The following is a 26,142-nucleotide window of genomic DNA, read 5'->3' on the forward strand; positions in this document are numbered from 1 at the left end:
ATGGAAAGAATGCCGGTATTTTTATATGATTTTTTGTCTTCAATTAATCCTCGAAAATAAAAACCTCATCAATTGTACTATGAAGTGCCTTCGCAATATGGTGAGCAAGTTGCAAGGAAGGGTTGTATTTTCCTTTTTCGAGATGGCTTATCGTTTCACGACGTACACCAACAGTTTTCGCTAAATCTTCTTGTGTCATATTCAATTTGGCGCGGTATTCTTTTATTTTCGTTACGAACGCCATGGTGCATCTTCCAATTCATCCACTGGTTTATCGTAAAAGAACATAGAGAAGCCGAACGTAAGAATGAGTGTGCCGAAAAGAAGAGCGATATCAATCTCTTGTAGCGCCGGGTTTGGAAATAACATTTCAATAAACATAATGATAGCGGTCGTTAGTAATGTAACGATAAATGCATTGCGGCACGATTTATTGACGATTTGTTCAAACAGTTCATCGTGTTGAACTGTTCTATACGATGTGAAAAAGGAGAAGAAACAGAACATAGTAAACAATCCTTTTTCATAAAAAAAGCCGAGGAATCCAAAGAAACCGAGAAATCCTAAATATTTAATCCAAGTTGTTTTCACGATAGATTCTCCTTTCAATGTTAGAAATAAATCACGTTATGTTATAAATATATCACATATGAAAATGTATAGTAATAATAGTTTTCCAATTCTTTTCATAATAATAGTAAAAAGAGGAAATATAATGCGAAATAAAGAGGATAATATTGTAAAATGGTTGTAAGGAGGGGGAGGAAGGAATGCTAACTTGGATTATGATCGTTGTATTACTTGTAGTGATTACTGTAGTGGCAACGGTATTAATTGGGCGGAATGGTGATGCGGATTATAGTAAAGCGACAAAAGGGAATATTAAACGGCTGACGATGATTTATATTATACTAGCTGTCGTTTTAATCGTTGGATTAGGCGTGTATATTTATTTTAAAGGTTGAAAAAACTGAAAAAATATAAAAATCTAAAAATATAAGTATGCTATAATGTTAATATAGTTATTTGGTAATTAAGGAAAGGATTGGATGGAATGATTGAAATTACGAATGTGTCAAAAAGTTATAATGGGTCTACTTATGCAGTAAAAGATTTAAGTTTATCTGTGCCTAGCGGAGAAATCTTTGGGTTTTTAGGACCGAATGGTGCGGGTAAATCAACGACAATTAAGATGATTACTGGTATTCATGGAGTGGACAAAGGGACGATTACGATTAACGGTAAAGATATTATGAAAAATCCGATGGAAGCGAAGAAGACGTTTGGTTATGTTCCAGATAGTCCGGATATGTTTTTACGATTAAAGGGAATTGAATATTTAAACTTTATGGCAGATATGTATGAAGTGCCGAAAGAAGTACGCCAAGAACGAATCGAGTCTTTAGCAAAGAAGTTTGATCTTTATAATGCGTTATCTGATCAAATTCAAAGTTATTCACACGGTATGAGACAAAAAATTGTTATTATTGGTGTGCTCGTGCACGAGCCAGATGTATGGATTTTAGATGAACCGTTAACAGGGCTTGATCCGAAATCTGCATATATTTTAAAAGAAATGATGAGAGAGCATGCGGATAAAGGAAAGATAGTATTTTTCTCAACGCACGTATTAGAAGTGGCAGAAAAAATATGTGACCGCGTCGCGATTATTAATAAGGGAAATCTTCAGTTTAAAGGAAATTTAAATGAAATGAGAGATCATTTTAAATCCAATGAATCACTTGAAAAAATGTTCTTGGAGATGACGGGCAATGAGTAAAATTTGGACGTTAACGAAAGTATTATTGAAATTAAATTATGCAGATTTCATAACAGATAAGAAGAAGCGCTGGGCGTATGTATTTTCATTTGCAGCCATTTTATTTGTTGGTTTTTTAATATTCGGTTCGATGACGCACGGAATGTATGAAGGTATGAAACATTTGGGGCAAGATCCAGGAATGATTATCGCAATGGGACTTGCGATTGCGAGTATATGGGTATTTTTAATGAGTATAACGAACATTTTAACTGTATTTTACTATAGTAATGACATTGAAATGTTATTGCCGTTACCATTGAAACCAGCGCAGATTATTTCGGCAAAGTTTCTAACGGTATTAATTACACAATACGTAATGAGTTCATTTATTTTATTACCAATCTTTATTACGTACGGGTTAAAAAGTGGCGCATTTATTACATATTACATATACATGATTTTTATTTACTTACTCTTCCCGATTGTGCCGTTAGTATTAGCTTCATTACTGATGACAGTTATTATGAGGTATACAAATATAGCGAAAAATAAAGATCGAGGCAATATATTTATTGGAATCGTAAGTATACTATTTATTGTAGGAATTAATGTATTTTTACAGTGGAAAAATAAAAGTTCATTTTCTGAAGATGCACTTACGAATTATCTTGCGAGCAACGAATCTTCACTTTTAGTACAAATGACAAATTATTTTCCAACTACATATTTTGGAGCAGTGGCATTAGTAGAAAATGCAAATTGGAAGGGTCCTTTATACGTAATAATCTTTGCACTTATTTCATTTGTATTTTTTGTGTTGTTTTATTACATTGCAGAGCGTACATATTTAAAAGGGGTTATTGGACTTTCAACGAGTACAGCAAAAAAAGAGGTCATTTCAGCAGAAGGTTTACAGAAATCAACGGTACAAAGTTCACATTTGAAAGCGTATGTGAAAAAAGAGTTTAAAACGTTATTCCGTACACCGCAATTTTTCTTAAATTGTATCGTACAAACTTTCGTTATGCCGATTATGTTATTCTTTGTTTTATTCGTGCAAGATGGAAATTTAAAGTGGATAACAGGGTATATTGATAATCCAGAATCAGCAGGTCTTGCAATTGGCGTTGGTCTTTGTGCATCGTTATTTTTAATGGGAAGTAATGTTATCGCAACAACATCATTCTCACGAGATGGAAGTTCATGGTTTGTGAATCGTTATTTACCTGTAAAAGCTTCGGATATCTTTTTTGCGAAAGCGATCACTGCTTGGTTAATTAATGTAATTATTTTAGCATTATTCGGTATTACGATGGCAGTTGTAGCGGGGATATCTCCAGTATTTATGGTACTTTGGTTCTTACTAAGTGCGAACGGTTTATTGCTAATCAATTTAATCGGTACACGCTGGGATGCACAAACTGCAGATATACATTGGGATACAGAGCAGAAATTATTTAAGAGCCGATATACAACTTTGTGGAACTTTTTAGCTAATATTTTTATAGCTTTAGTTATTGTAGCGGGAGTAAGTCTATTATACTTCTTCCTTCAAGTAGGACTGTGGGTTATGTTTATCGTTTTATTTGTAATGTTTACGATTGTAAATTATATCTTCATTAAAATTTTAAAATTAGGTGCAGAACGTATATTGTCAAATATTGAATAAAAAGATAAATCCTCTGTATTCGTGCAGGGGATTTATCCATAGATGGAGGAGAAAAGGTGAAGAAAATAGCAATTGTAACAGGGGCAACTCGTCTGAATGGAATTGGTGCAGCTGTATGCAAGGTGCTTGCTCAAAAAGGGATAGACATTTTTTTCACGTACTGGTCTCAGTATGATAAAGCGATGCCGTGGGGAATGCATGATAAAGAGCCCTTTTTGTTGAAAGAGGAGATTGAAAGTTTAGGTGTTCGATGTGAAATGGCAGAAATCAATTTATCGCAGTCGTATTCGCCAAATCGTTTGTTTTATATGGTCTCAGAACGTTTAGGTGATCCATCTATTTTAATTAATAATGCAGCGTATTCTACTCATACGAGAATTGAAGAATTAAATGTAGAACAGTTAGATAAACATTATACAGTGAATGTTCGCGCTACTATGTTATTAAGTTCATTATTTATAAAACATTATGCACTGAAAACGAGTGGCAGTATTATTAATCTTACTTCAGGACAGTCATTAGGGCCAATGCCTGATGAACTAGCATACGTAGCGACGAAAGGAGCAATTGAAGCATTTACAAAATCAGTAGCACCAGTTGCGATGGAGAAGGGAATTACAGTGAATGCTGTTGATCCAGGACCGACGAATACAGGATGGATTACAGAGGAGCTGAAGCATCATTTAGTGTGGAAGTTCCCGCAAGGTAAAGTAGGAGAACCGTCAGATGCAGCACGCTTAATTTCTTTTTTAGTAAGTGAAGAAGCAAAATGGATTACGGGGCAAGTCATTCATTCGAACGGTGGTTACTCATAAATATATTATGTTAACAAATGTTGAGAAACAAAAAAATAAAAGAAAATATTATTTTTTTGTATAAATAAAATGTCAAGAAAGATAAAAATTTGATAGGAGAGTATATCGTCAAATGAAGATAGTAATTCCTTATGTGACAATATACTCTTTTTCTTTTACTACAGAGAAGAAAAATGAAGTAGAAGAAACTCGAATATTCAAATGGGTTTATCAGTTTTTGTACGTATTATTATGAAGATTACTGTCGGAAAGATGGTAATTCATGTGAAAAGGGATTTTTTAAGGGGAAATCGAATCGTAAAGGGGAGGATAAATAAAGTAAACATAGGGGGATTTATATGAAAATGAAAAAGGTCGCTATCGCATCGATAACAATTGGTACAATGCTTACTATGGCAGCTTGTAGTCCTTCAGCAGATAAAGAGACAGAAAAGAAAGAGCAAGTAACAGCTCAAAATGAAGGAGAATCAAAAACGACAAGTGCAGATGAGACGTCAAAAACAACGAAAGATACTGAAAAAGATACAAATACTTCTTCAAATGAAAAAACAGATAAAGATGCAAAAAATACGAAAGAATCATCAGGAACAGAGAGTAACGGCAAAACATCAACTCAAAATGAGAATGTGAAAACAAAAGAAAAAGAAACGACAGGAAAAACGAATGACGAAACGACTAGCGGAAAAACAACAGATCAAAGTACAAGTACAAACTCAAACGGAAAAACAACGAAAGATCCGAAGAAAAGCGTAGCTGTGAAAACGAGTGTTAAAGAAGTTGCGGCATTAATTGAAAGCTTAGACAAGCAATTAGCTGCAAACCCTAAGTTAGAAACAGTAAATAAACTTGGAAAACAAATTAATGAAAAGTGGGATGTAATCGAGAAAGAATTAGAAGCATCTCATCCAGCTGAATATAAAACAATCGGACAAAGTATGTATCCGTTAATTGTAGGAGCGGAGAAAGAAAAGATTGATGTTACTAAAATGAAGTCGTTAACGACGAAAACGAAAAAAGATTTAAATCAGTTATTAACGAAACTTTCGTAGTTTCAAAAGCCTACTTGTGTGAGTAGGCTTTTTTATGTTGAGAGTGTAAGTAAAGTTTATGGGAATCCTAACGAAAAAGGAGGGTCACAAAAATGACAATCGATCGAATTTGTACAATTGGACCAGCAAGCAATAATAAAGAAACATTAGCACAGTTAATAAAGAACGGTATGAAAATTGTTCGGCTAAATTTATCACATGGCACGCATGAAAGTCATAAAGACATCATTCGTTTAGTGAAATCTTTAGATGACTCTATTAAATTTTTGGGTGATGTACAAGGTCCTAAAATAAGATTAGGTGAAATGAACGGAGAACAAATTACACTTCAGGCGGAAGAGTCTTTTATTTTACATACACAACCAGTTACAGGGAGCAATACGGAAGCAAGTGTTGATTATGAAGGAATCGCGAATGATGTGAAAGTAGACAGTAGAATTTTGATTAATGATGGAGAAGTTGAATTAATTGTTGAAAAGGTAAGTAAGGAAAAAATAGAAACAAAGGTTAAAACAGGTGGTAATATCTCATCACATAAAGGGGTGAACTTACCAGGGGCAATCGTTAGTTTACCGGCTCTTACAGAGAAAGATAAAAAAGATATTCAGTTTCTTTTAGAAGAGGATGTTGATTTTATCGCATGTTCTTTTGTAAGAAAACCTAATCATATAAAAGAAATACGAGATTTTATAAAACAGTATACAGAAACGTCACCTAATTTAATTGCCAAAATAGAAACGATGGAAGCGATCGAGAATTTTCAAGATATATGTAAAGAAGCAGACGGAATTATGATTGCAAGGGGCGATTTAGGAGTAGAGTTGCCGTATCAATTTATTCCGCTCTTGCAGAAAATGATGATTCAGGAATGTAATCGAACGAATACATATGTCATTACAGCAACACAAATGCTTCAATCTATGGTAGATCATGCTATTCCAACAAGAGCGGAGGTAACGGATGTGTTTCAAGCTGTACTGGACGGAACGAACGCAGTTATGCTTTCTGCTGAAAGTGCATCAGGCGAGCATCCAATTGAAAGTGTAAGAACATTACGTCTCGTTTCTGAATTCGCTGAGCATGTGAAAAAAGACGGGCCTTTTGTGATGAAAGATGTACTGGAATTGTTGCATAAGTCTTTGGGTGAGTGATAAAGTGAAACTTTAATCAGTGGGGGTTTTGTCCATCCCACACTGATTATCAGCCCTCACCAATTGGGCTTTTACGGGCAGTTGATCTCCCACCTAACTCCTCGCATTTGCCGAATTTTGAGGTGGGAGTCTTACTGCCCGGCGAATAGCGGGATAAATAAAAAGAGGGCGGATATGCATCCACCCTCGTGTTTTTCATTCTTATTATTCTTGCTCTTGTTCGTCCAAAATTTTATCAAAAGCAGCAGATACTTTATCAAACTCTTCATCATTTTCAATGTATGAAAACTCATTATCTTCTTCTACTTTTAAAAAGAAAATATCAATGTCTTCCTCAGATTCTGTTTGAATGTCTTCTACGAAGGCAACTGCAATATATTCTGCGCCTTCGACATCCATCGCTCCAAGTACTTCTACTTCCTGATCCTCATTATTCTCATCACTGAGAGTAAATACTTCGCCAACTTCAATATCAGACATATCCATTCTCCTCCTGTTCGACTCTAAAAAATAGAGCGCTCAAACTGTATACATACTAACATATCTTTCCATGAAAAATCAATTTCATACATTAGAAAAACAACTGATTCTTCAATAGAATAAGTATTTAGCTAGAAGGAGTTTTATTTGTGAGTGCTATATTACTTAATCCATTCAACAATTGTATCCATAGTTTGTCTTGTTTTATCACGCTTTGGCTCTTCTTTACGGTAACCAAAGGCAACCATAACAGATACTTCAAGATTATCATCTTTTATAATACCTTCTTGACGAAGTAAAGAATCTACTTTCTCTTTATCAAATCCTTCTATTGGACAAGAATCAATGCCGATTTGAGCTGCACTCGTCATCATATTACCTAAAGCAATATAAGATTGCTTAGATGCCCAATCAAATACAGCACGATCCGATTGTAACAAGTTAAAATCGGATTCCTGGAACTTTTTGAAGAATTCATATCTAATTTTTTGAGTGTCTTCAGGTAATCCAATAATATCGTTCATCATATATTTAATATACTCTGCATCATAATGCATATCTTTAATGTTTCTTGAAAGAACAATGACAAAGTGACTAGCTGTTGCAAGTTGCCCGCTAGCGCCCCATGAATACGGTTGTAGTTTTTCTCTTAATTCTTTATTTTGTACGACAATAAATTTCCAAGGTTCATAACCAAAAGAAGAAGGAGATAATCTGCCTGTTTCTAAAATGAAATGAAAATCCTCTTCTGAAATTTTGTGCATAGGATCGAACTCTTTACATGCATGTCTGAAATGGAAAGCCTCCATAATTTTCTCTTTTGTAATTTGTTTTGTATTTGTCATAAAAGTTCCTCTTTTCATTAATTTATTTTTGTAAGTAAATTATATTTTTAAAGTAACATAGATACAAGTACGCACATTTATGTGTTATAGTATCAAAAAAGATACTATTGGTAAGGGAAGAGACTTATGATGGATTGTTCAAACGAAAATAATATAAATTACCCATTTTTAAACAAGTATTCTTGTCCAGTGGAAGCTATGGTTGAGGTTATTGGCGGAAAATGGAAAGGGGTTATTTTGTATCATTTATTAGATGGTACAAAGAGATTTAATGAATTAAAAAGATTAAAACCTAATATCACACAAAGAATGTTAACACTGCAGCTGAGAGAACTTGAAGCAGATGGCATTATACATCGTGAAGTATACCGTGAAGTGCCGCCAAAAGTAGAATATTCGTTAACGGAGCTTGGTGAATCACTACGTCCAATGATTCTATTAATGATGGAATGGGCAACTCATAATATGGAGAAAGTTTTGGAAAGTAGAAATACGAAAAATAATAGTTAAGAGTTGTAGAAATAAAAGGTGTTTTCCATATGTAAAGACACCTTTTATTTCTATGTTTTTTACTTTTTAACTTCAACTGCTGAAATTGCAAATTCATTCAAGTTTACAGTTTTTCCATACCAATCAGCGTGTTTGAAAAAAATACCTTTTCCATATCCTTCAGTTGAAGTACGTTCCCATAACGTTGTTGAATAGCTAGCGGTAGGGGATGCGGTACTTACAGAAGAAATTCTATTTTGCCAACTAGGAGGCAAATTTTTAAAACCGCTACTAAGAGAAAAATACTCGCCACCTTTATTTGCATGTTCATAGAAGTCTGTACTATTAGGTCCGCTTCCCCCAACACCAAGGGGAGTGATTGTATAATTCAACCGTTGTTTATCTTTTTCAATAAAAGACTCTAAACTTTCTTTGCTCGAAAATCCATAAGATAACCAGTCTCCATTTTGATTTTGTTTCGGTAGAACTAACGTTATTTTTACGTCTTCCTTTGATGGAGCACCAAACTTATTAAACGCATCTACAGTCTTTTCATCTACAGTTACATATTCAAAAGAGGTAATCGAATAATCCTTTTCGGTACTAGCTGATACTGATCCCAGTCCTCCAGTTAACGACGAAACAGTTAACAATACACCTGCTACCAACTTTTTAAGCATAGATGCATCTCCTTTAAACTTAGATTTTTTACATAACTAAAATGTATGTTAATTTGAATGTATTATAAATATTTAGAAATTTATAAAAATAAAACAGAATATTCTTTTATTAATTTGAAGTAAGGGATACAAATTTAAATAAAAAAAGATTTACTTAAAAAGTAAATCTTTTTTAGGTGTTAGCAATAAGTTTAGTTTGTAAGATTGATTTTGTAATTTGCTAACCTACTTCAAAACTCTACTGATTAAAGTTTTATTTTATCCAGCTATGAATCATACACTTCTTTTGCATTCATAGAAGCAGCATCTAATAAAAGGAAAACAGCTGCTATTATATGTAGAACGATTGCTATATAAGGAAAGAAGGCAACTAGAGTAACGATAATACCGATATAATGAGGGTACGTATTCATGCCACCTTTTTTAGCTAATAAAATAGTAGTGATATGTAAAGCAATCAATAGTAGCAAAGGTATCCCATATAGGTTAACAAGACTTGGAAATAAATAATAACAAGGAAGTAATAAAAGGTGATAGATACCTGTAGTCCACTTTAGTGCTTGTATGTAAGTTTTCAAAGTTAATCCTCCTAAAATCATTCATATCTACATATTACCAAAAATGATAGGGGATTGGATATTAAATACTTGTGATTTTTAGTAGAATATAATTATTTTATGTTAACTAAAATGTTTCGTTATCTATGAAATAGAAAAACCACCCAAACGAGGGTGGTTCGTATTATAAATAACTACTTAAAGAAGAAAGGGGAACCTTAACCTCACTACCTTCCTTCATATTCCGCAGCATAACGGTTTCTGTACTAAGTTCTTCTTCACCAATAATAAGCACATAAGGGATATTCTCTTTGTTTGCATAATTAAGGGCACGTTTTAGTTTGCGCCCTGCTAGTTCGAGTTCGATTTTTAAGGAAGTGGTAGAACGTAATTGCTGGGCAATTTGTAAGCATTGTAACTCTGTCCCGAGTGGGATGATAAATAAATCCGCCGTAGATGATACTGTTTCTTTCTGTGATAGTGCTGTATAAATAACGTCTAAACCGAATGAAATACCGACTGTTGGATAGCTCATATTATCACCACGGAATGCCCCGATAATATTATCGTAACGGCCACCGCTACCGATGCTAGATGTAATCGAGCCATCTTTTAAAAAGATTTCATATACGGTACCTGTGTACATTGTCAGTCCTCGTGCTAAAAACGGATTGAATATAGCATTTTCATTTATTCCAAGAGTGATTAAATATCGCTGTAATTGTTGTAGTTCGTTTACTCCATCGGCAACGAATGGAGTATTGAAAGCGTCTTTAAAGTCATCAATTGAAAGCTTTAGACAAGATAAAACGGTATTACATATCGTATCAGCCATTTCTTCAGAAATTCCGCGCTCTAGTACATCTTTTCGTAAACCATTAATCCCAATCTTTTCGATTTTGTCTAATGATAAAATGACGTCACTCGTTAATTCAGTAGGGATGTTAATGGACTGGAGAATACCGTTTAACAATTTTCGGTTATTATATTGGATCGTTACTTCTAAGTTTAACGTTCGGAACAGTTCGAACGCCATACTCATGAGTTCAGCTTCTGCCATGACAGAATTAACACCGACTATATCAACGTCGCATTGAATGAATTCACGGAATCTCCCTTGTTTAATAGGGCCATCTCGAAATACTTTCCCAATTTCATACCGTTTAAAGGGAAGGCGAATATTCGGATTCATCGCCACGACTTTTGCGAATGGGATTGTTAAATCATAGCGTAAGGCAAGGTCACGTTTTCCTTGATCTTGAAGCGTATATATTTCTTTTAAAATTTCATCGCCACCGCCGTACTTGTAAGACATAAGCTCATACATATTTAACATTGGTGTCTCTAACGGTTTACAACCATAACGTTCAAACGTATCTTCACACGTTCTTTTAATTTTATTTCGTAGCACTTGCTCTTCTGGTAAATAGTCTTTCGTTCCTTTTACATTTTTCATTTCCATCATAATCACTCCTTTTTAAATTAAAAAAAGCTATGCAGGTATAAAAATACCCACATAGCTTTATGAACACTTCGTGGGTCAACAGGAAAAGCCCTGTACCCACGAAGAAAAATTTTTCTTCGGATACACGGCGTTACGTATGATGATGAAGTTGGAAAGACGTATTAAAATTTTGCATTAGAAATCTCTCCTTAACAATAAGTTTTTTCAAAGTATATCAGATGATTTTTGAATTATCAATATTTTTAGTTTTGAAGCGGAATGTATTCATTTCACATTGCCTACAAGATGTTTTCTGTTCGTGCCTTTTTTATCGCTTCTTCACGATTGTTAACACCTAGCTTTGAATAGAGATTTGAGCAGTAATTACGGATTGTTCCTTCAGATAAAAATAGCTTAGCAGCAATGGATTTATAGCGTAATCCGTTTGATAGATGTTCTAAAATTTCCATTTCCCGTTTTGTAAGTCCATATGGAGAAGTTTGTTTAGTTGATTTGATTTTCGCTAATTGCTCACGTTGAAGTTTCATTTCTTCAAAAATACGTGTAGCAACCGATTGGTCAATCCAAGTTCCACCGTTATAAATAAGTTTCAAGGCTTCCTTCATTTCTTGTGGATGAATAGACTTCAACATGTAACCTTCAGCTCCATGTTCGAGTGCAGTTGCTGCTTGTAAGGAATCTTCAAATGTTGTCATAAGAACAATCTTCATATTAGGCCAATGTCGCTTCATTTCTAATAAAGCCTCAATACCATTCATTTTTGGCATTTGAATGTCCATTAGTACAATGTCAGGTTGTAATTGTTCACATAGTTTTAATGCCTCGGATCCATCGTGTGCCTTACCAACAACAATAAAATCAGTTTGGTGCTCTAAAATTTGCTCTAAACTATTTGTAACAAGAGCTTGATCATCAACGACCAATAAGCGAATTATGTCATGTGCGGGTTTTATTTGTAATGGAATATTACAAACGATAAATGTTCCTTGTTCAGAGCTAGAATGAACTGACAATGTCCCGTGAACTTGTTCAAGTCGTTCCTTCATTCCACTAAGTCCAAAGCCAAATTGAATTTCTTCCATTCCAATACCATTATCTTCAATTTGCAATCGAAGTTGTTGTTCGTCGAAATACAGTTGAACGGATATGTTGCTCGCTTTACCGTGTCGAACAGCGTTTGTTAACGACTCTTGAAGACAGCGATATAGGCAAAAATTCACTTTTTGCATCAAAAGAGTCTCGGTGCCAATCACCCGAAATGTAACGGTTGTACCTGTAGATTTCATAAATTCTTCTGTTAATTGTTGTAGTGATTCACTTAATGAGTTACTAAGTGAATTATGAGATAACTCGTGTAGATGTCTTCGGATGTCATCTAAACTATGCTGAGCAATACTGATAAGTGAATCAATTCTTTCAAACTGTGAATTCGGTACTGATGACCTTAGTGATGTGACACCAGCGATGAGAGAAGTAAGTGTATGACCAATTGTGTCATGTAGTTCATGTGACAGTCGATTACGCTCTTCTATTAGAGTAAGCTTTTCAATCTTTCTAATATGTTGTTCTAATAGTAGTTTTTGCTCTTCAATAATTCGAGATTGCTTATGATACTGAATTAATATATTAAAAGAAATGCCAATGGCAAAACCGAGACTACAACTAACGATTAGTTCATATGGCGGTTGGTTGGCAATCCAAGCACTCAATAGTGGAAAAACAAACCCACAAAAAATACCGCTCCATATATAATTTTTTTGATTACTACATAGTCCAATAATGATTACGAGTAAAATGAAAGACCAAAGTAAATCAGGAGCTACGGATGCTAAGTAAAGATAAAAACAACCTGCAGTGAGAATATCGAATGCAGGGTACCATTCTGTCTTCTTATATCGAACAATTAATGGTATAAGGTAAACAACAAGAGCAAGGGGAAGTACAACTAGACCGGACGTATGAATGAATGAGGGAAACATAAAATTGGCACCAAGGATAACGATTAGCCAAAATGTTCGTATGATCACAAATATCCAATCATACCAAATCCATTTTTTTGTGAATGATAACATGAAATAAGCACCTACTTGTATTTTAAGATTAATTATCTAATGATTTAGATTTATCATGTAACATATCTTTGAAATCGTCAATAGAAAGACAGTCAATAAAGTATGTCATATGAAGCAGTTGACAGTTTGTCACATGTTTTATATGACATAGTTGCATAAAGCGTCATAAATAAATTAAAGCGTTTTGTCACTACGTTATTTAACAATATTGAAGTTAAGGTGAGGGAGTGAGGCAACAGAAAAATTCAAAATAATAGGAGCGATGCATAATGAAGTCATTTATCTTAAAAAAAGGAACAGCCCTTACTTTAACAGGGGCAATATTAGTTGGGGCGTTAGCGATACCTTCTTACGAAAACGTACATGCGATAAACAAAAGGATATCAATTGAACAAGTTGTCGATAAAGCTGCCGATGAAAAGAATATTCCAGGAGTTATTGTTACTGTGAAAAATGGAGAGACAAGTTGGGCGTATGCTTCTGGCGAAGGTAATATTGAGCGAAATCATAAAGTAGATGTTGATTCTGCTTTTAGAATCGGGAGCACAACGAAGACCTTTGTGGCTACAGTAGTATTGCAGCTTGCAGGAGAGAAGAAGCTAAATCTTGATGATACAGTAGAGAAATGGTTGCCAGGACTTGTAAAGGGAAACGGATATGATGGGAATAAAATCACAATTCGCCAACTATTAAATCATACAAGCGGAATTGCTGATTACCTGACTCCAGATCTTAAAGAGAAATTAATAGAGAATCCAAGTGAGAATTATACAGCGGAACAATTAATTTCTCGTGCTTTACAATTAGAACCAGTAAAAGGCTGGTCATACTCGAATACGAATATGGTTATCATAGGATTAATTATTCAGAAGGTAACAGGGGAATCATATGCCGAGCAGATAAAGAAACGAATTATAGAACCTCTTAGTTTAAAAGAAACAGTCCTTCCAGGAAGTTCAATGGATATTCCGAAGAAAAATGCACGTGGCTATTTAAATATGGGGGATAAATTAGTAGATATTACTTTGTTTAATCCATCATTTGCTAATGCTAGTGGTGAAATGATTTCAACAGGGGAAGATATGACAACGTTCTTCCGTGCCTTATTAGGTGGTAAATTACTGTCACCAGAAATGCGGAAGGAGATGGTGACTAACACAGTTGATACCCCAATAGGAAAGTATGGGCTTGGTATTCATACAACAAAATTGCCAGATGGTACTGAAGTATGGGGACATGGTGGTGGTATTCCTGGCTTTACTAACTTTGCTGGTGGAACGGAAGATGGTCAACATGTTATCTCGATAAATATTAATGTATTAGGAGCTGAAAAACAGATTAACAATATTTTAGCTTCAGAATTTGCGGCAAAATCAAAAAAGGAACCCACTGATAAGGAAAAGAAAAGTAAACATCGAGAAGAAGTACAAAATGTAATGGATCAAGTAGTAACGAATAAAAAAATTCCAAGTGTTATAGCTGGCGGATTAAAGGATGGAAAAAGCTGGTCCTATGCTACCGGAACAGCTAGTTACGAGATGCCACGCCCTGTAGAACCGAATTTTTCGTTCCGTATCGGAAGCATAACGAAGACATTCACTGCTTCTGTTGTACTGCAATTGGCTGAAGAAAAACAATTAAACCTTGATGATACAGTTGAAAAATGGTTGCCGGGAGTTGTGCAGGGTAACGGATATGATGGGAGTAAAATTACAATTCGTCAGTTATTAAACCATACAAGTGGGATTGCAGCATATACAGATTTAGATATGAGAGATATTACATTGCCTCAAAACCCATTTCGTTATTATAGTACCGATGAGCTTATAAGTTTAGCACTTGCAAAACCGCCTGTATTTGTACCAGGGGAGGGCTGGGACTATTCGAACACAAATACTGTTATAGCCGGGGAAATTATTCGGAAGGTAACAGGAGATACGTATGCGGAGCAAATTAGAAAAAGATTCATTGAACCGCTTGGGTTAAAAGAGACATTCGTAATGGAAGCAAGTTCGCATATACCGGGTAAGCATGCTAATGGATATAATATGGATAGATCAGGTCGTTTATATGATTTGACAGAAATTAATCAGTCATGGGCAAATGCAGCTGGAGATATGGTTTCAACAGTGAAAGATTTGACTACATTCTTCAGTGCACTGTTGGGTGGAAAGCTCTTAAATCAAGAGCTAATGGATCAGATGTTCACAACAGTAGATTCACCTATAGGTAAGGTTGGACTAGGAGTTTATGAAGAGAAAACACCAGACGGGCAATCGTATTGGGGGCATGCTGGTGGGACTTTCGGATTTGAAACGAGGGTCGGTGGACCTATTGGAGGAGAACATATTTTAGTAACAGCTATTAATGCAGTAGGTCCAGAAGTCATTACAGGTAGGGATAAAATATTTAATAAAGAGTTTGGACGTTAAATGTAAAACAGATATGGTGCCTTTCATTTGAAGGCTCCATATCTGTTTTCTTTATGTGAGTTTGAATTTAATGAGAAATAAAATCTTAGTAGGATGATGCATACATATATCTACAAAAATGTGAAGTTATACAGGAGAAACAGAAAAAGGTGTATAATAAAAGAAAACTTAATGTTATGAAATAACCTTTTAAGGAGAAGCTCATGAAAAAAGATAAAACAAATGCGATGCGAATATTGGATAAAGAAAAAATTGAATATTCGATGATGTCATATGATCCAGATGATGGGAAAATTGATGGGGTATCAGTGGCCGAGAAAATTGGACGAGAAGTAAGAGAAGTATATAAAACGTTAATCGCTCAAGGGAATAGTAAAAATTATCATGTGTTTATTATCCCGGTAGATGAGGAACTAAATTTAAAAGCTGCGGCAAAATCAGTTGGTGAAAAGAAAATTGAAATGATTCCTGTAAAAGATATTACGAAAGTGTCAGGATACATTCGCGGCGGTTGTTCACCAGTCGGAATGAAGAAGTTATTTTCTACATGTATTGATGAGAGTGCTCAATCGCTTGAAACGATCATTGTAAGCGGCGGGAAAATCGGTATCCAAATTGAGCTGAAAGTGGATGACTTAGCGAAAGTAACGAGAGCGCAGTTTGGTGAGGTAACGAAGTAATGATACATAGGGAAAGAAGTTCTAGTTTTATTAAACTTAGATAAAGATTTATAGGATAATTAGTCCATTATGATGGCGGATTATCCTGTTTTATTTACATAATGAATGAAATGAAAAAAGATTGCATTTGTAGTTTGATCAAAAAAATATGGATGTGTAATTTGAATCATTTGTTTGGCTATAGGAGGAGTACAATGCTTCGTTGCAAGAACTGTAAATAAACAAGCTGAGTTACTCTTAAAGATAGACAAAGGATGGGAGGGGGGAATGAGGGTTCAAGAAATACCCATAAGAAAGCACATATTGGGGGGGCCAGTATTTTTGAAAAAACCCATACTAAGAGTATGCAAGATTTTATACAGTTTTTCGGCTAATCCAGTAACAAACAAGAACCATGAAACTCACGCCAGGATAGGAATGTATAAGAAATGAATAGAGTCATAGAATAAGAAAAAGGCGGATTCCTTGTAAAAGTAGAAATCAGCCTTTTTTTCTACCAATAATAAGATGTTATGTTAACCAAACGTGAATACGGTATACAATCTTTCTACAATAAAAAAGAGCTAATAAAGTAGCTCTTTTACTAGAATGTTGAGAAACAGGATCTAGAAGACTATTGTTTTTTGTTATTTTTTCTTCTTCCAATGTAATGATAATAAAGTTGTTTAATTTACAATAAAGTCATTAAACAAATAATATAGTTGTTAAAAAATCCTTCTTCTACTAACGAGGCAGGTTAGTGGAAGAAATAGCAAATGGGTTTAACTAGGATATCGATAAATTAAGATTTACTTACTTAACATTATACTTATTTTCGGACCGAGGCATCTAATCGGTGAGTATATACAAACCAAGTAATGCTTGCTGTTAATAATGTTGACGAAATTAAAGCTGTAAGAACACTATATGTTTGCCAAATAAGTATCGTTGACCAATCGAAGGCAAAAAACATTATACACTGGGCAATCGTAGCGATTAGGAAAATAATTGTTACGATTGTTCTCTTTTTTGTCATTGGCTGCTGCTCATTCGTTTTTCTTTTTCTTAATCCTAAGAAAAATAACAGAACGGCTAATAGGCAAAGAATAATTGTGGTAGACGACAAAATGATGTCCAAAAGCTGTGTGCCGCTTATCTCATATGACTGAGTTAGATTGCCGTTTAATATATTTTTAACTTTTAGTACCAGGTTTATATTGGTATTTGCGCCGTTGCTCAGTAAGCAGATGGCTGTTCTTTCATTTGGCAGTATGGCTACTTTGGTACTAAAATTTGGATTACCCCCAGTGTGTGCTATAAACGTTTGTTCGGCGTTTACCGACCAACCTGCCGCATAATACATATCATTGACAGCCGAAACAGACATATCACCCCTATGTGATTTTTCGATGGCCCTGTGAAATATTTCGGGTATGTCCTGCACGATACCCATCTGTATGCCCATCCAACGCGCCATATCTTTTGTATTAGAAATGATATAGCCGGCAGGTTTATTCCCAGCATAATCCGGAGCGTTAAATGGAGTTGTTATAAAAAAGGAAGAACGGTAGCCCTGCGCTAACTGTCCAGTGGCTTGAGCATCTTCTTTATAAACATACGTCTGGTGAAGACCTAAGGGTAGAAATACCTGTTCCTTCATAAAATTTTCATAGCTTTGTCGTGATACAATCTCAATAACCAAACCCAATACGTCATAATTAACGGTTCCATAGTTATATTGTTCACCGGGAGAGAACGCCAGTTCTACATCTACCAGCGTTTCCACAGTCTTTAGCAACATATCAGGCGTATTACCTTGTGGAATATTTTGAAGATGTCTAATATTTGTTAGGCCGCTGGTATGGTGAAGAAAGTTATTTAGTGTAAGGTTTTGCATATCAACAGGTTTACCTTGATACTTTAACGTAAACCAAGGTAAATATTTTTGGATAGGGTCAGTCATTGATAGCAGCCCTTGCTCTTCCAATAGCAAAATCCCCATACCAGTAAAAGCTTTACTCACCGAGGCCAACTCATAGAGTGTATTTTCACTTGCAGACAGTCCCTTTTCAAGATCTGCATACCCAGAAGAAAAGTAGAACACTTCACCATCAGCAAGTATTGAGAGTGACATTCCAGGCACACCTGACGTACGACAGGCATCATCTAGCAATGCTTGTATTGCCACAGATTTCGAATCTGACAACGCATAACTTTGTGTTGCAAATCCTGAGAATAATATAAATATCGTTAATACAAAAACAATAGTTTTTTTCATACACTCTCCTTTTTGAAGAATTATAAGGGTGTAAATAACTTATTTTTATAACTATAAACTAAATTCCAATTTATCTTTCTATTTATCTATATAATATCAAATAATTGTGAAGAGTTACACTTAAACTAACGTGGGCGTTAGTTCAATAAGAAGTAAACAACTTTATTATCCATTTTTTAAGCATTACATAAGCAGATGGATATAATTTGAAACAACTTTAAAGAGCCTTGCTGCATATAGAATGTAGTAAGGCTCTTATCTTTTTTAATCAAAATTCAATAACTTTATTATCACTATACATACAAAACGATAAATTAAATTCTGAAATCTTTGGTCATGATACGCTAGTTTTAATTGTAAGTACAAACCATCCATTAGCTAAAATAAGTAATTTTATTGATTTTCATGAATTAAAAAAACATCGATTCATTATCCGAGAAGAAGGGTCTAACACAAGAAATCATTTTGAAAAATGGTGTGAAACATACAATTTTCAACCTAAATATATCATTGAAATGGATCAATCAGAAGCAATTAAAATTGCAGTATCAAACAATTTAGGCGTTGCAGTTATGTTTAAATTCATCATTGATAACGACCCTAAATCCGAAAAATTTAAAATATTGAATGTAAAAGGGATGCCAATACACCGACCGATTCGAGTTTTTATGTTGGCTAATCAAAAAGATAATCTACTAAAGTAATCATTTATTAGTTTTTTGAAAAAACAAATGGCTACTTAGAGACTCACACCTACTAATTTATCTTTGAGATATCGCCACCTGCCTATCAAGTTAAGAATTTTATAGCACCCCTAGGTTGAAAATTCCGTGTGTTTATGACAGAAAACAGCTTGTTTTTTCGTTTTGGGGGTATTTGCTTTTCTTAGCTTGATAGCGATGTGGTGCTACCCCTGTTAGTAGTAATTTTAATATCACTATGGATAAATTGCTTTTAAAACTTTACTTCTGAGAACGAGAATTATGTAAATAAACTGTTCACTGGATTCCCATAGAAAACTGTGGTGAGATTACATTTTTGATTTTGAAGTACTTCAAAATCCTAGCTAGATGGCTATGTATCGGTACCCCACAATAAAAAGGCAGGAACATATCAAATATGTTCCTGCCTTTCATTTTAGAGAGATGTTTCCTAACAGTTGATTTTGTTAACGAAAGTTGACTTCAAATCCATATTTTGTGTGAAATAAAAGCATATAATAAAAGTATGAGGTGATGATGTGAAGGAGATAAATATTCATAAAATAATTGCGGATAAGAGAAAAGAAAAGGGGATTACGCAGGAAGAGTTAGCGGCGTATATAGGTATTACAAAGGCATCTGTTTCCAAATGGGAGACGGGGCAGAGTTATCCGGATATTACATTTTTACCACTGTTAGCATCGTACTTTAATATAAGTATAGATGAACTAATCTGTTATACACCGCAAATGGAACAGGAAGATATTAAAAATTTATATCATAGACTAGCGGAAGCTTTTAGTGAAGAACCGTTTGATGAAGTAATGATGGAGTGCAGAGGAATAATCAAAAAATATTATTCTTGTTTTCCGTTATTACTTCAAATGGGACTACTTTTTATTAATCACCATATGTTAACAGAGGATACGGATAAAAGAATTGAAATTTTAGAAGAGGCAATGTATCTCTTTAGCAGAGTGCAGGAAGAAAGTGACGATGTTTCTCTTGTGAAAGAGGCGGTATCGTTTCAAGCAACTTGTTATCTTATACTCAATAAACCGAATGAAGTATTACAATTGCTTGGCGGAACGATACGTCCTAATGTTCCAGAAGAGGATTTAATTGCCCAAGCATATCAAATGCTTGGAAATGCTGAAAAGGCAAATGAAATAATGCAAATTAGTATGTATCAACATTTAATACAACTCGTTGCGACAATACCGAATTATGTAGTAGTAAATGCTTCAAACGCTGAAAAGGTAGAGGTAATTTTAAATAGAGCTTTCATGTTAATAAATATATATGAAATAGAAACATTACATCCCAATATGACTTTAAAAGTATACTATGCTGCTGCACAAGTATATTGTATGCAAGGGAATTTTGAAAAGGCATTAGAAATGTTACGTAAATATGTAACGGTTTGTGCGGCAAGCTTCACAGTAAATTGTCTGCATTTACACGGTGATTCCTATTTTGATGCGATTGATGGATGGTTTGCAGAATTTCCACTCGGGGCTAAAACGGTTAGAAATGAAGAGATTATAAAGCGAAGTATGCTACAAAGTATTGCAGAGAATCCAGTTTTCGCTCCGATGAAAGATGTAAGAGAGTACAAAAATATAATAGCGAGTTTGAAGTTCAAATTAGATATAACTGAATAGAAGGAGGGTTCATATAATGACCTTTGACGAGTATGAAGTAGCGATAAAGAGTGAATTAACTTTGCTAGGTACGATTACTAAACCGAAAGCCGACGGGAAGTATGCAGCGGTTGTCATTATCGCAGGATCTGGAGAGATTGATCGTGATGGAACGATAGTACCGCTAAAGCTTGAGTCGAACATATATAAAGATTTAGCGCATGTATTGGCGAAGCTTGGAGTAGTAACGCTCCGTTTTGATAAGCGCGGAGTAGGAAAGAGTGACGGAGATATCATGAAGACTGGAATGTGGGATTTAGTTAGTGATATAGAGGCTACGATTATGTATTTAAAAGAACAGCCATTTGTTGATCCGGAAAATATCATTTTAGCTGGTCATAGTGAAGGATGTATGTTAGCAACTGTAGTAAACGCAAGAACACCAGTTAATGGACTCATCCTTCTTACAGGAGCTGCGGAATCTTTAGAAGAAGCTACTAAAGGACAAAGAGAGATTATTTATAAAGAGTTAAAAGAGCAAAAAGGACTAAAAGGCAAGCTAATGCGTCTTCTCAATATTGAGAAACGAGGAGAAAAGCAGGCTCAAAAGGCAACAGAGAAAATGATAAACTCCAAAAAAGATATTGTTAAAATTGGATTTAAGCCAATGAATGCAAAATGGTTTAGAGAGCATTTTCAGCATGATATTTATAAAGACTTACAACAAGTAACATGTCCAGTACTAGCTATTGCTGGTGATAAAGACTTTCAGGCGAATCCTGAAAAAGCGAAGAGAATTGGTAATTATGTGAAAGGTGATTCTGAAGTACATGTAATAAAAAATATGGATCATACTTTGAAATATTTTGAAGGTGATTTTAAAGCGTTGGAATTTAAAAAGATTTATGTGGAAAGTGCGGATAAGCCACTTCATCCAGAGTTGGAAGAAATAATTGTGAATTGGATGGATGCGCGTTTTATCTCGCAATATGCAGGAAGTAAGACTCTCTAAGCAAAATTTGATGAATAAGAGGAATGTAGTAGGGAGAGCGATTGATCGTTGTGGGTTAATAATAGGCGTGGAAATGTATTAACATGAATAACATATACAACCGAAATTACGCAACATATGACTTTTTTTGATGGTATAATAAGGAAAAAGGAGTTCTGAATAATGTCTTTAGGAACCAGTATTTATTATGCCATTACTGCATTGATTATCGGTGTATTGATTGGCGGGATAATACGCATAATTCGGCATACTAGTAATCGTAAAAAGCAAGATCCAGTTGAGCAAAAGTTAGATAGGATTATTCAATTGTTAGAAGAACAAAATAAAGATTGACCCTCTCTTCAAACGGGAGGGGCTTGTTGTTTTTATTGGAAGAGGCGGGAAATATAGGATACTTAATTCACTTTACTTCAATCCAACTAAAGTTTTATTTTCTCTATAATGCAGGTTTTATATAATATGAAAGTCAACGGCTATAACTACTTATAATATAATCGTTTCTTTGTTTCGCATAGAAAGGAATTGAGATTATGGAAAAATCAATAAAAAGTGAATTAATTGGAATGTTTATCTTTAATGAAACTTTTCATACATATGAGCAAAACGAGGGAAAAGTACATTGGGAATTGGATATTAGAAATGAACGTGTACACGTACATGAAATGATGAAAAGAGCAGAAAAGCTTTATGTATGTTTAGAAGAATTTGATAAAAAATCTAAGGTCGCTATAGCGAAAGAATTAATAGAGTATAAAAATGATTTTTGGCCTGAATATGATGAGAATGATGAACATTTAGATTGGGATGCTGTAGATGCAGGAGAATATGATATGACGAAAGAAACATTTGAGCAATCTATTACTCTTGTGGACATTGTAATTAGAGAAAATGATATATATTGCGAATATAATGATGGAGATGTATTTGGTGGACATAGAATCCATGCTTCTTTTGACAATGAGTACAATTTATTAGATGCAGAGATTTAGTTTTGAGAGATGAAAATGAAAAGGATTGATTACTATAATCAATCCTTTTGTCATTATTATAAGATAACGGTGAGATACTAGGTAGAGAGTTGCATAGTTTTAACGTATTATCCGAAAGGAGTCTCCTTCCTGGGGCGTGTGAAAGGCGATAGTCTAGCGGTAGGTGGATTTAGTTTAGTATTTGGATTGTAAGTTTTTTGTGATATTTTCCGTTTTAAAATGGAGGATACGATTAATTAACCTGTTAAAAACGAACATTAAAAATTTTTTTAATAAAAACGTTCACTTTTAGATTGCATGCACACTAAAAGTTTGATATATTACCAATATAATAATTTTACACATCATCACTCGTATATACTCGGTAATATGGTCCGAGCGTTTCTACCTAGTTCCCAATGAAAGAACTGGACTACGGGTTAAAGTATTCGGCCGTGCTATGTAATGTACGCTACCGATTTATAATTTTGCATGTGCTTAATTAACTTTGACTACCGTAGTTCTAGAAAGTAGAAATTCTTCTACAATTTCTAGAACTTTTTTGTTTGGACCAAAAGTATCGAGTATAGAAAACAACAAGAGAAAGAGGAGATTGTTTATGAAGAAGAATACGTTGAAAAAATGTGCTGCCCTAGTAACTACTGTTGCATTGTCATTCTCAATACTTGCGGGATGTAATGCGGGTCCAAAACAAGTTGAGGCAAAAAGTAATCAACAACCTATTTTAATTCAAGGGCCAATGCCGATAGAGGCTGAGAAGTTTGCAAAAAGATTAAAAAATGTGAAAGAAGAAAAGTCTGGAACTTTCGTATTTTATAAAGGCACTGTCGACAATTATCCTGTAATTGTAGCGAAAACAGGTAAAGGAATGGAAAATACAGCAGCCGCTACAGCAGTGGCTATTGAAAAATATAAGCCTATAGCGATTATTAACCAAGGAACATCAGGTGGACATGATCCTAATTTAAATGTATTTGATATTGTTTTGGGGAAAAAAGTTGCGAATATAGGTTCATTAAAAACAACAAATATGGATGAGAATCAAGGGATTGAACCGACAAAATGGATTTCAATGGACTTAATGGCTTCTGAAGGAAGTGCAGGAGAAGATCCAAATGCTGAGAAAATCCGATACTACGAGGGAGATAAGAATTTACTTGCAGCAGCTAATGCGGTAAAAGATAAATATACAAAAGGTAAAGTAGTGGAAGGTACGATTGGTTCAGCAGATGTTTGGAATAATGAAGTTGATAGAATTAAATGGTTCCATACAAAATACGGTACATCTGTTGAGGAAATGGAAGGCGCTGCAGCAGCGCAAATCGCAAAAGCGTATGACGTACCATTTTTAGGAATTCGAGTGTTATCTAACAATAAAACAAACGGCGGAAAATATAATCCAAATACAGCGGCGGCAAATCAAGAATATGTATATGAAGTAGTTAAAAAATATATAGATTCAATGCAAAGTAAATAGTAGTAGTTCTGTCCCAGTATAAACGTCAAGTAACTGTAAATGTTTTCGAGACGGATAAACTTGTCTTAGGAATGGTAGTTGAAAAAGAAAAGCTTGTTTCTTATAAAAAATATAAGAAACAAGCTTTTTTATTTAAAATAAATTGGGTAATTAAACTATAACGTCAATGTTTATCGTTGAATATCATAATAATATAATGGAGGTGATGTTATATGGCTCTTACTACAGGACCAATTGAAAATGTAGGAAATCAACCTGCTAATGCAAATAGAGTTAGGGTGAAGATCCTTAACCGTACTGCGGGCCCACTTACTGGAGTAGCTAGAGTTTTTAGACTTGACGGTTCATTAGCATTAATTGAACAGGTAAACTTCAATGTGAATTCTAATGCTTCTACTTTTGCAACTCTAAGTTTAGTTCATCCTGCTTTTGGACAAGCATTTGAATATGAAGTTCAAATTGTTCCTAATCAACCTGGTGGCCTATATAGTGTTTATGGACTAACAGCTGAAAGTGTTATCATTACTGCACAACGTGTTGTGAACTCAGAATTGACACAGTTTCTTTAATTAAAATAGATTGGTGCCTACATGGTATCCAATCTATTTTTGTACTTATTCTTGAGAGGAAGAAGGGTTTTACAAAAAAAATAAAGACAGTTATAGAAAAAGGAAAAGTCGATTTATCAAATATGCATAATTGCATAAAAAAATTGAAATTTATAGGTTAACATTAAACTACTTTTTAATTGTAAAGAATATTTTAATAATCTGTACTAGAGAAGGATATTCCTTGTGAAAAGTAGATAAACAAAAAGTGTGGAAATAATACAGACTCAATAGAGTTTTGTATTAAATAAAAAGAAAAGGATGGGTATGGCTTTCTAAAAGTTTTTAGGGGTTAGAAAGCATTTTTTAGTTAATAGCTTCAAATTATATGTTAAAGGGGAAATGGGTATATGAAGTTTCGAAATACAAAGCTTGCTATGGTTACACTATCTTCATTTTTTATTTTAAGTACTGCATCTCTATCATTCACAGATATTATACACGGTGAAGTAGCTTCTGCATCACCACAAGAGATTACTGTAAAAAGCTATGATGATACATATTATAATAATGCAATAGGAAAAACGGGTTTAGAATTAAAGAAGGAACTTCATAATATTATTGATGATCATACAAAGTTATCATACAGTGCGGTTTGGGAAGCACTAAGAAATACTGATGAAGATCCAAATAATAAAAACAATGTGATACTCTTATATACTGGGCGTTCGCAAGGGAAACTTACGAATGGTTCAGGAGTTGATAATTGGAACCGAGAGCATGTTTGGGCAAAATCTCACGGTGATTTTGGAACGACTGCAGGAGCTGGAACGGATTTGCATCATTTAAGAGCGACGGATGTATCTGTAAATAGCTCACGTGGAAATCTGGATTTTGATAATGGTGGTGTAAATCATTCGGAAGCGACAGAATGTAAATATGACAGTGATTCTTGGGAACCTCGTGATAGTGTAAAAGGAGATATCGCTAGAATGCTATTTTACATGGCTGTTCGTTATGAAGGAGACAACGGCGAAATAGACTTAGAATTAAATGAAAAGGTGAATAACAATAAAGATCCATACATGGGCAAACTATCCGTTTTACTAAAATGGAATGAACAAGATCCTGTAGATGATTTAGAGCGAAAGCGTAATGAAGTGATTTTTACGAAATATCAACATAATCGTAATCCTTTTATTGATCATCCGGAATGGGTAAATAAAATTTGGAACTAAAATACTTAAAGGTATTTTACTTTGAAAGAAGGGATTGATCACTATGATCAATCCCTATTTATATCTATACTAGAATAAGTGATTTTTATAGGATTGGAGAATAGAATCGATATTTTATCAAGTAAAGTATA

The 26,142-nt window shown here is 34.4% G+C and carries 26 protein-coding genes and 1 riboswitch; of the genes, 17 read left to right on the forward strand and 9 right to left on the reverse strand.

Annotation, left to right across the window (positions count from 1 at the left end; genetic code table 11):
- Window positions 1-43: 43 nt before the first annotated feature.
- Window positions 44-244, reverse strand: coding sequence for a helix-turn-helix transcriptional regulator (locus QEP67_RS10865; protein ID WP_000896310.1), 201 nt, complete (start codon window positions 242-244; stop codon window positions 44-46).
- Window positions 232-591: a DUF3796 domain-containing protein gene (locus QEP67_RS10870; protein WP_000859215.1), complete on the reverse strand. Its 360-nt coding sequence runs from the start codon at window positions 589-591 to the stop codon at window positions 232-234. The genes QEP67_RS10865 and QEP67_RS10870 overlap by 13 nt, the downstream gene beginning before the upstream one ends.
- Before the next feature lie 179 nt (window positions 592-770).
- Here QEP67_RS10870 and QEP67_RS10875 point away from each other — a divergent pair, with 179 nt between their 5' ends.
- From QEP67_RS10875 to QEP67_RS10900, 6 genes are all read left to right on the forward strand, one after another.
- Window positions 771-965: a hypothetical protein gene (locus QEP67_RS10875; protein WP_000958864.1), complete on the forward strand. Its 195-nt coding sequence runs from the start codon at window positions 771-773 to the stop codon at window positions 963-965.
- Window positions 966-1,054: 89 nt separating this feature from the next.
- Window positions 1,055-1,780: an ABC transporter ATP-binding protein gene (locus QEP67_RS10880; RefSeq protein WP_000570200.1), complete on the forward strand. Its 726-nt coding sequence runs from the start codon at window positions 1,055-1,057 to the stop codon at window positions 1,778-1,780.
- Window positions 1,773-3,431, forward strand: a complete 1,659-nt coding sequence (locus tag QEP67_RS10885) for an ABC transporter permease (RefSeq protein WP_000036859.1) — start codon at window positions 1,773-1,775, stop codon at window positions 3,429-3,431. Before QEP67_RS10880 ends, QEP67_RS10885 begins: the two co-directional genes overlap by 8 nt.
- A gap of 56 nt (window positions 3,432-3,487) precedes the next feature.
- A complete protein-coding gene (locus QEP67_RS10890) occupies window positions 3,488-4,246 on the forward strand; it encodes an SDR family oxidoreductase (protein WP_000716969.1) in 759 nt (252 codons plus the stop codon).
- Window positions 4,247-4,584: 338 nt separating this feature from the next.
- Window positions 4,585-5,295: a hypothetical protein gene (locus QEP67_RS10895; RefSeq protein WP_000782551.1), complete on the forward strand. Its 711-nt coding sequence runs from the start codon at window positions 4,585-4,587 to the stop codon at window positions 5,293-5,295.
- 92 nt (window positions 5,296-5,387) lie between these two features.
- A complete protein-coding gene (locus QEP67_RS10900; RefSeq protein ID WP_000151071.1) occupies window positions 5,388-6,446 on the forward strand; it encodes a pyruvate kinase in 1,059 nt (352 codons plus the stop codon).
- A 204-nt stretch (window positions 6,447-6,650) separates the two neighbouring features.
- On the opposite strand, the gene QEP67_RS10905 is transcribed toward QEP67_RS10900, so the two are convergent.
- Together QEP67_RS10905 and QEP67_RS10910 are read right to left on the reverse strand one after the other, a co-directional pair.
- Window positions 6,651-6,932, reverse strand: a complete 282-nt coding sequence (locus QEP67_RS10905) for a DUF1292 domain-containing protein (RefSeq protein ID WP_002008111.1) — start codon at window positions 6,930-6,932, stop codon at window positions 6,651-6,653.
- Between the two features lie 155 nt (window positions 6,933-7,087).
- Window positions 7,088-7,771, reverse strand: a complete 684-nt coding sequence (locus QEP67_RS10910) for an NAD(P)H-dependent oxidoreductase (RefSeq protein WP_000185618.1) — start codon at window positions 7,769-7,771, stop codon at window positions 7,088-7,090.
- A gap of 129 nt (window positions 7,772-7,900) precedes the next feature.
- Here QEP67_RS10910 and QEP67_RS10915 point away from each other — a divergent pair, with 129 nt between their 5' ends.
- Entirely contained in the window at window positions 7,901-8,281 is a 381-nt protein-coding gene (locus QEP67_RS10915; protein ID WP_000340656.1) for a winged helix-turn-helix transcriptional regulator, read from the forward strand.
- A gap of 59 nt (window positions 8,282-8,340) precedes the next feature.
- Here QEP67_RS10915 and QEP67_RS10920 read toward each other — a convergent pair whose 3' ends face one another.
- From QEP67_RS10920 to QEP67_RS10935, 4 genes are all read right to left on the reverse strand, one after another.
- Window positions 8,341-8,940, reverse strand: coding sequence for a hypothetical protein (locus tag QEP67_RS10920; protein WP_000914468.1), 600 nt, complete (start codon window positions 8,938-8,940; stop codon window positions 8,341-8,343).
- A gap of 266 nt (window positions 8,941-9,206) precedes the next feature.
- Complete coding sequence (locus tag QEP67_RS10925; protein WP_000860713.1) at window positions 9,207-9,518, reverse strand: hypothetical protein; 312 nt, start codon at window positions 9,516-9,518, stop codon at window positions 9,207-9,209.
- Between the two features lie 163 nt (window positions 9,519-9,681).
- The gene (locus tag QEP67_RS10930) at window positions 9,682-10,959 is read right to left on the reverse strand and encodes a histidine--tRNA ligase (protein ID WP_353706576.1); all 1,278 of its coding nucleotides are present in this window, start codon (window positions 10,957-10,959) and stop codon (window positions 9,682-9,684) included.
- Window positions 10,960-11,240: 281 nt separating this feature from the next.
- A complete protein-coding gene (locus tag QEP67_RS10935) occupies window positions 11,241-13,034 on the reverse strand; it encodes a hybrid sensor histidine kinase/response regulator transcription factor (RefSeq protein WP_000948361.1) in 1,794 nt (597 codons plus the stop codon).
- 269 nt (window positions 13,035-13,303) lie between these two features.
- Between QEP67_RS10935 and QEP67_RS10940 the strand changes: the two genes are divergently transcribed.
- Window positions 13,304-15,466 (forward strand): serine hydrolase domain-containing protein, encoded by a 2,163-nt coding sequence (locus QEP67_RS10940; protein WP_064459702.1) that lies wholly within the window; start codon window positions 13,304-13,306, stop codon window positions 15,464-15,466.
- Between the two features lie 203 nt (window positions 15,467-15,669).
- Window positions 15,670-16,146, forward strand: a complete 477-nt coding sequence (gene ybaK, locus QEP67_RS10945; protein WP_000710865.1) for a Cys-tRNA(Pro) deacylase — start codon at window positions 15,670-15,672, stop codon at window positions 16,144-16,146.
- 808 nt (window positions 16,147-16,954) lie between these two features.
- Here the strand turns inward: ybaK and QEP67_RS10950 are convergent.
- Window positions 16,955-18,403 carry a serine hydrolase domain-containing protein gene (locus tag QEP67_RS10950; RefSeq protein ID WP_000751388.1) on the reverse strand — a complete coding sequence of 483 codons (1,449 nt, stop codon included), beginning with the start codon at window positions 18,401-18,403 and terminating at the stop codon, window positions 16,955-16,957.
- Between the two features lie 227 nt (window positions 18,404-18,630).
- On the opposite strand from QEP67_RS10950, the gene QEP67_RS10955 reads away from it, so the two are divergent.
- The 8 genes from QEP67_RS10955 to QEP67_RS10990 all read left to right on the forward strand — a co-directional run bounded on the left by QEP67_RS10955 (window position 18,631) and on the right by QEP67_RS10990 (window position 26,011).
- Window positions 18,631-19,107: a LysR substrate-binding domain-containing protein gene (locus QEP67_RS10955; protein ID WP_000902355.1), complete on the forward strand. Its 477-nt coding sequence runs from the start codon at window positions 18,631-18,633 to the stop codon at window positions 19,105-19,107.
- 536 nt (window positions 19,108-19,643) lie between these two features.
- Window positions 19,644-20,768: a helix-turn-helix transcriptional regulator gene (locus tag QEP67_RS10960; RefSeq protein WP_000659020.1), complete on the forward strand. Its 1,125-nt coding sequence runs from the start codon at window positions 19,644-19,646 to the stop codon at window positions 20,766-20,768.
- Window positions 20,769-20,784: 16 nt separating this feature from the next.
- A complete protein-coding gene (locus QEP67_RS10965; RefSeq protein WP_000141795.1) occupies window positions 20,785-21,759 on the forward strand; it encodes an alpha/beta hydrolase in 975 nt (324 codons plus the stop codon).
- A 162-nt stretch (window positions 21,760-21,921) separates the two neighbouring features.
- A complete protein-coding gene (locus QEP67_RS10970) occupies window positions 21,922-22,092 on the forward strand; it encodes a DUF4083 family protein (RefSeq protein ID WP_000052060.1) in 171 nt (56 codons plus the stop codon).
- A gap of 197 nt (window positions 22,093-22,289) precedes the next feature.
- Complete coding sequence (locus QEP67_RS10975; RefSeq protein ID WP_000415681.1) at window positions 22,290-22,748, forward strand: DUF2262 domain-containing protein; 459 nt, start codon at window positions 22,290-22,292, stop codon at window positions 22,746-22,748.
- A gap of 331 nt (window positions 22,749-23,079) precedes the next feature.
- A riboswitch (purine riboswitch) is annotated at window positions 23,080-23,183 on the forward strand.
- 163 nt (window positions 23,184-23,346) lie between these two features.
- A complete protein-coding gene (locus QEP67_RS10980; protein ID WP_064459703.1) occupies window positions 23,347-24,225 on the forward strand; it encodes a 5'-methylthioadenosine/S-adenosylhomocysteine nucleosidase in 879 nt (292 codons plus the stop codon).
- Window positions 24,226-24,437: 212 nt separating this feature from the next.
- Window positions 24,438-24,794, forward strand: coding sequence for a hypothetical protein (locus tag QEP67_RS10985; RefSeq protein WP_001229419.1), 357 nt, complete (start codon window positions 24,438-24,440; stop codon window positions 24,792-24,794).
- A 389-nt stretch (window positions 24,795-25,183) separates the two neighbouring features.
- On the forward strand, window positions 25,184-26,011 hold the full coding sequence (locus QEP67_RS10990) for an endonuclease (protein WP_074650874.1): 828 nt from the start codon (window positions 25,184-25,186) through the stop codon (window positions 26,009-26,011).
- The last annotated feature ends 131 nt before the right edge of the window (window positions 26,012-26,142 follow it).

Origin of the sequence: Bacillus cereus group sp. MS39, from assembly GCF_040448665.1 — a bacterium.
Lineage (GTDB): Bacteria > Bacillota > Bacilli > Bacillales > Bacillaceae_G > Bacillus_A > Bacillus_A wiedmannii.

Bases quoted from the DNA above. Each gene is read 5' to 3' on its own strand.
- QEP67_RS10920 (WP_000914468.1), bottom strand. From the start codon at position 8,940: ATGCTTAAAAAGTTGGTAGCAGGTGTATTGTTAACTGTTTCGTCGTTA.
- QEP67_RS10965 (WP_000141795.1), top strand. From the start codon at position 20,785: ATGACCTTTGACGAGTATGAAGTAGCGATAAAGAGTGAATTAACTTTG.
- QEP67_RS10985 (WP_001229419.1), top strand. From the start codon at position 24,438: ATGGCTCTTACTACAGGACCAATTGAAAATGTAGGAAATCAACCTGCT.
- QEP67_RS10980 (WP_064459703.1), top strand. From the start codon at position 23,347: ATGAAGAAGAATACGTTGAAAAAATGTGCTGCCCTAGTAACTACTGTT.
- QEP67_RS10885 (WP_000036859.1), top strand. From the start codon at position 1,773: ATGAGTAAAATTTGGACGTTAACGAAAGTATTATTGAAATTAAATTAT.
- QEP67_RS10900 (WP_000151071.1), top strand. From the start codon at position 5,388: ATGACAATCGATCGAATTTGTACAATTGGACCAGCAAGCAATAATAAA.
- QEP67_RS10940 (WP_064459702.1), top strand. From the start codon at position 13,304: ATGAAGTCATTTATCTTAAAAAAAGGAACAGCCCTTACTTTAACAGGG.
- QEP67_RS10875 (WP_000958864.1), top strand. From the start codon at position 771: ATGCTAACTTGGATTATGATCGTTGTATTACTTGTAGTGATTACTGTA.
- QEP67_RS10915 (WP_000340656.1), top strand. From the start codon at position 7,901: ATGGATTGTTCAAACGAAAATAATATAAATTACCCATTTTTAAACAAG.
- QEP67_RS10975 (WP_000415681.1), top strand. From the start codon at position 22,290: ATGGAAAAATCAATAAAAAGTGAATTAATTGGAATGTTTATCTTTAAT.
- QEP67_RS10950 (WP_000751388.1), bottom strand. From the start codon at position 18,403: ATGAAAAAAACTATTGTTTTTGTATTAACGATATTTATATTATTCTCA.
- ybaK (WP_000710865.1), top strand. From the start codon at position 15,670: ATGAAAAAAGATAAAACAAATGCGATGCGAATATTGGATAAAGAAAAA.
- QEP67_RS10910 (WP_000185618.1), bottom strand. From the start codon at position 7,771: ATGACAAATACAAAACAAATTACAAAAGAGAAAATTATGGAGGCTTTC.
- QEP67_RS10880 (WP_000570200.1), top strand. From the start codon at position 1,055: ATGATTGAAATTACGAATGTGTCAAAAAGTTATAATGGGTCTACTTAT.
- QEP67_RS10905 (WP_002008111.1), bottom strand. From the start codon at position 6,932: ATGGATATGTCTGATATTGAAGTTGGCGAAGTATTTACTCTCAGTGAT.
- QEP67_RS10970 (WP_000052060.1), top strand. From the start codon at position 21,922: ATGTCTTTAGGAACCAGTATTTATTATGCCATTACTGCATTGATTATC.
- QEP67_RS10895 (WP_000782551.1), top strand. From the start codon at position 4,585: ATGAAAATGAAAAAGGTCGCTATCGCATCGATAACAATTGGTACAATG.
- QEP67_RS10930 (WP_353706576.1), bottom strand. From the start codon at position 10,959: ATGGAAATGAAAAATGTAAAAGGAACGAAAGACTATTTACCAGAAGAG.
- QEP67_RS10990 (WP_074650874.1), top strand. From the start codon at position 25,184: ATGAAGTTTCGAAATACAAAGCTTGCTATGGTTACACTATCTTCATTT.
- QEP67_RS10865 (WP_000896310.1), bottom strand. From the start codon at position 244: ATGGCGTTCGTAACGAAAATAAAAGAATACCGCGCCAAATTGAATATG.
- QEP67_RS10935 (WP_000948361.1), bottom strand. From the start codon at position 13,034: ATGTTATCATTCACAAAAAAATGGATTTGGTATGATTGGATATTTGTG.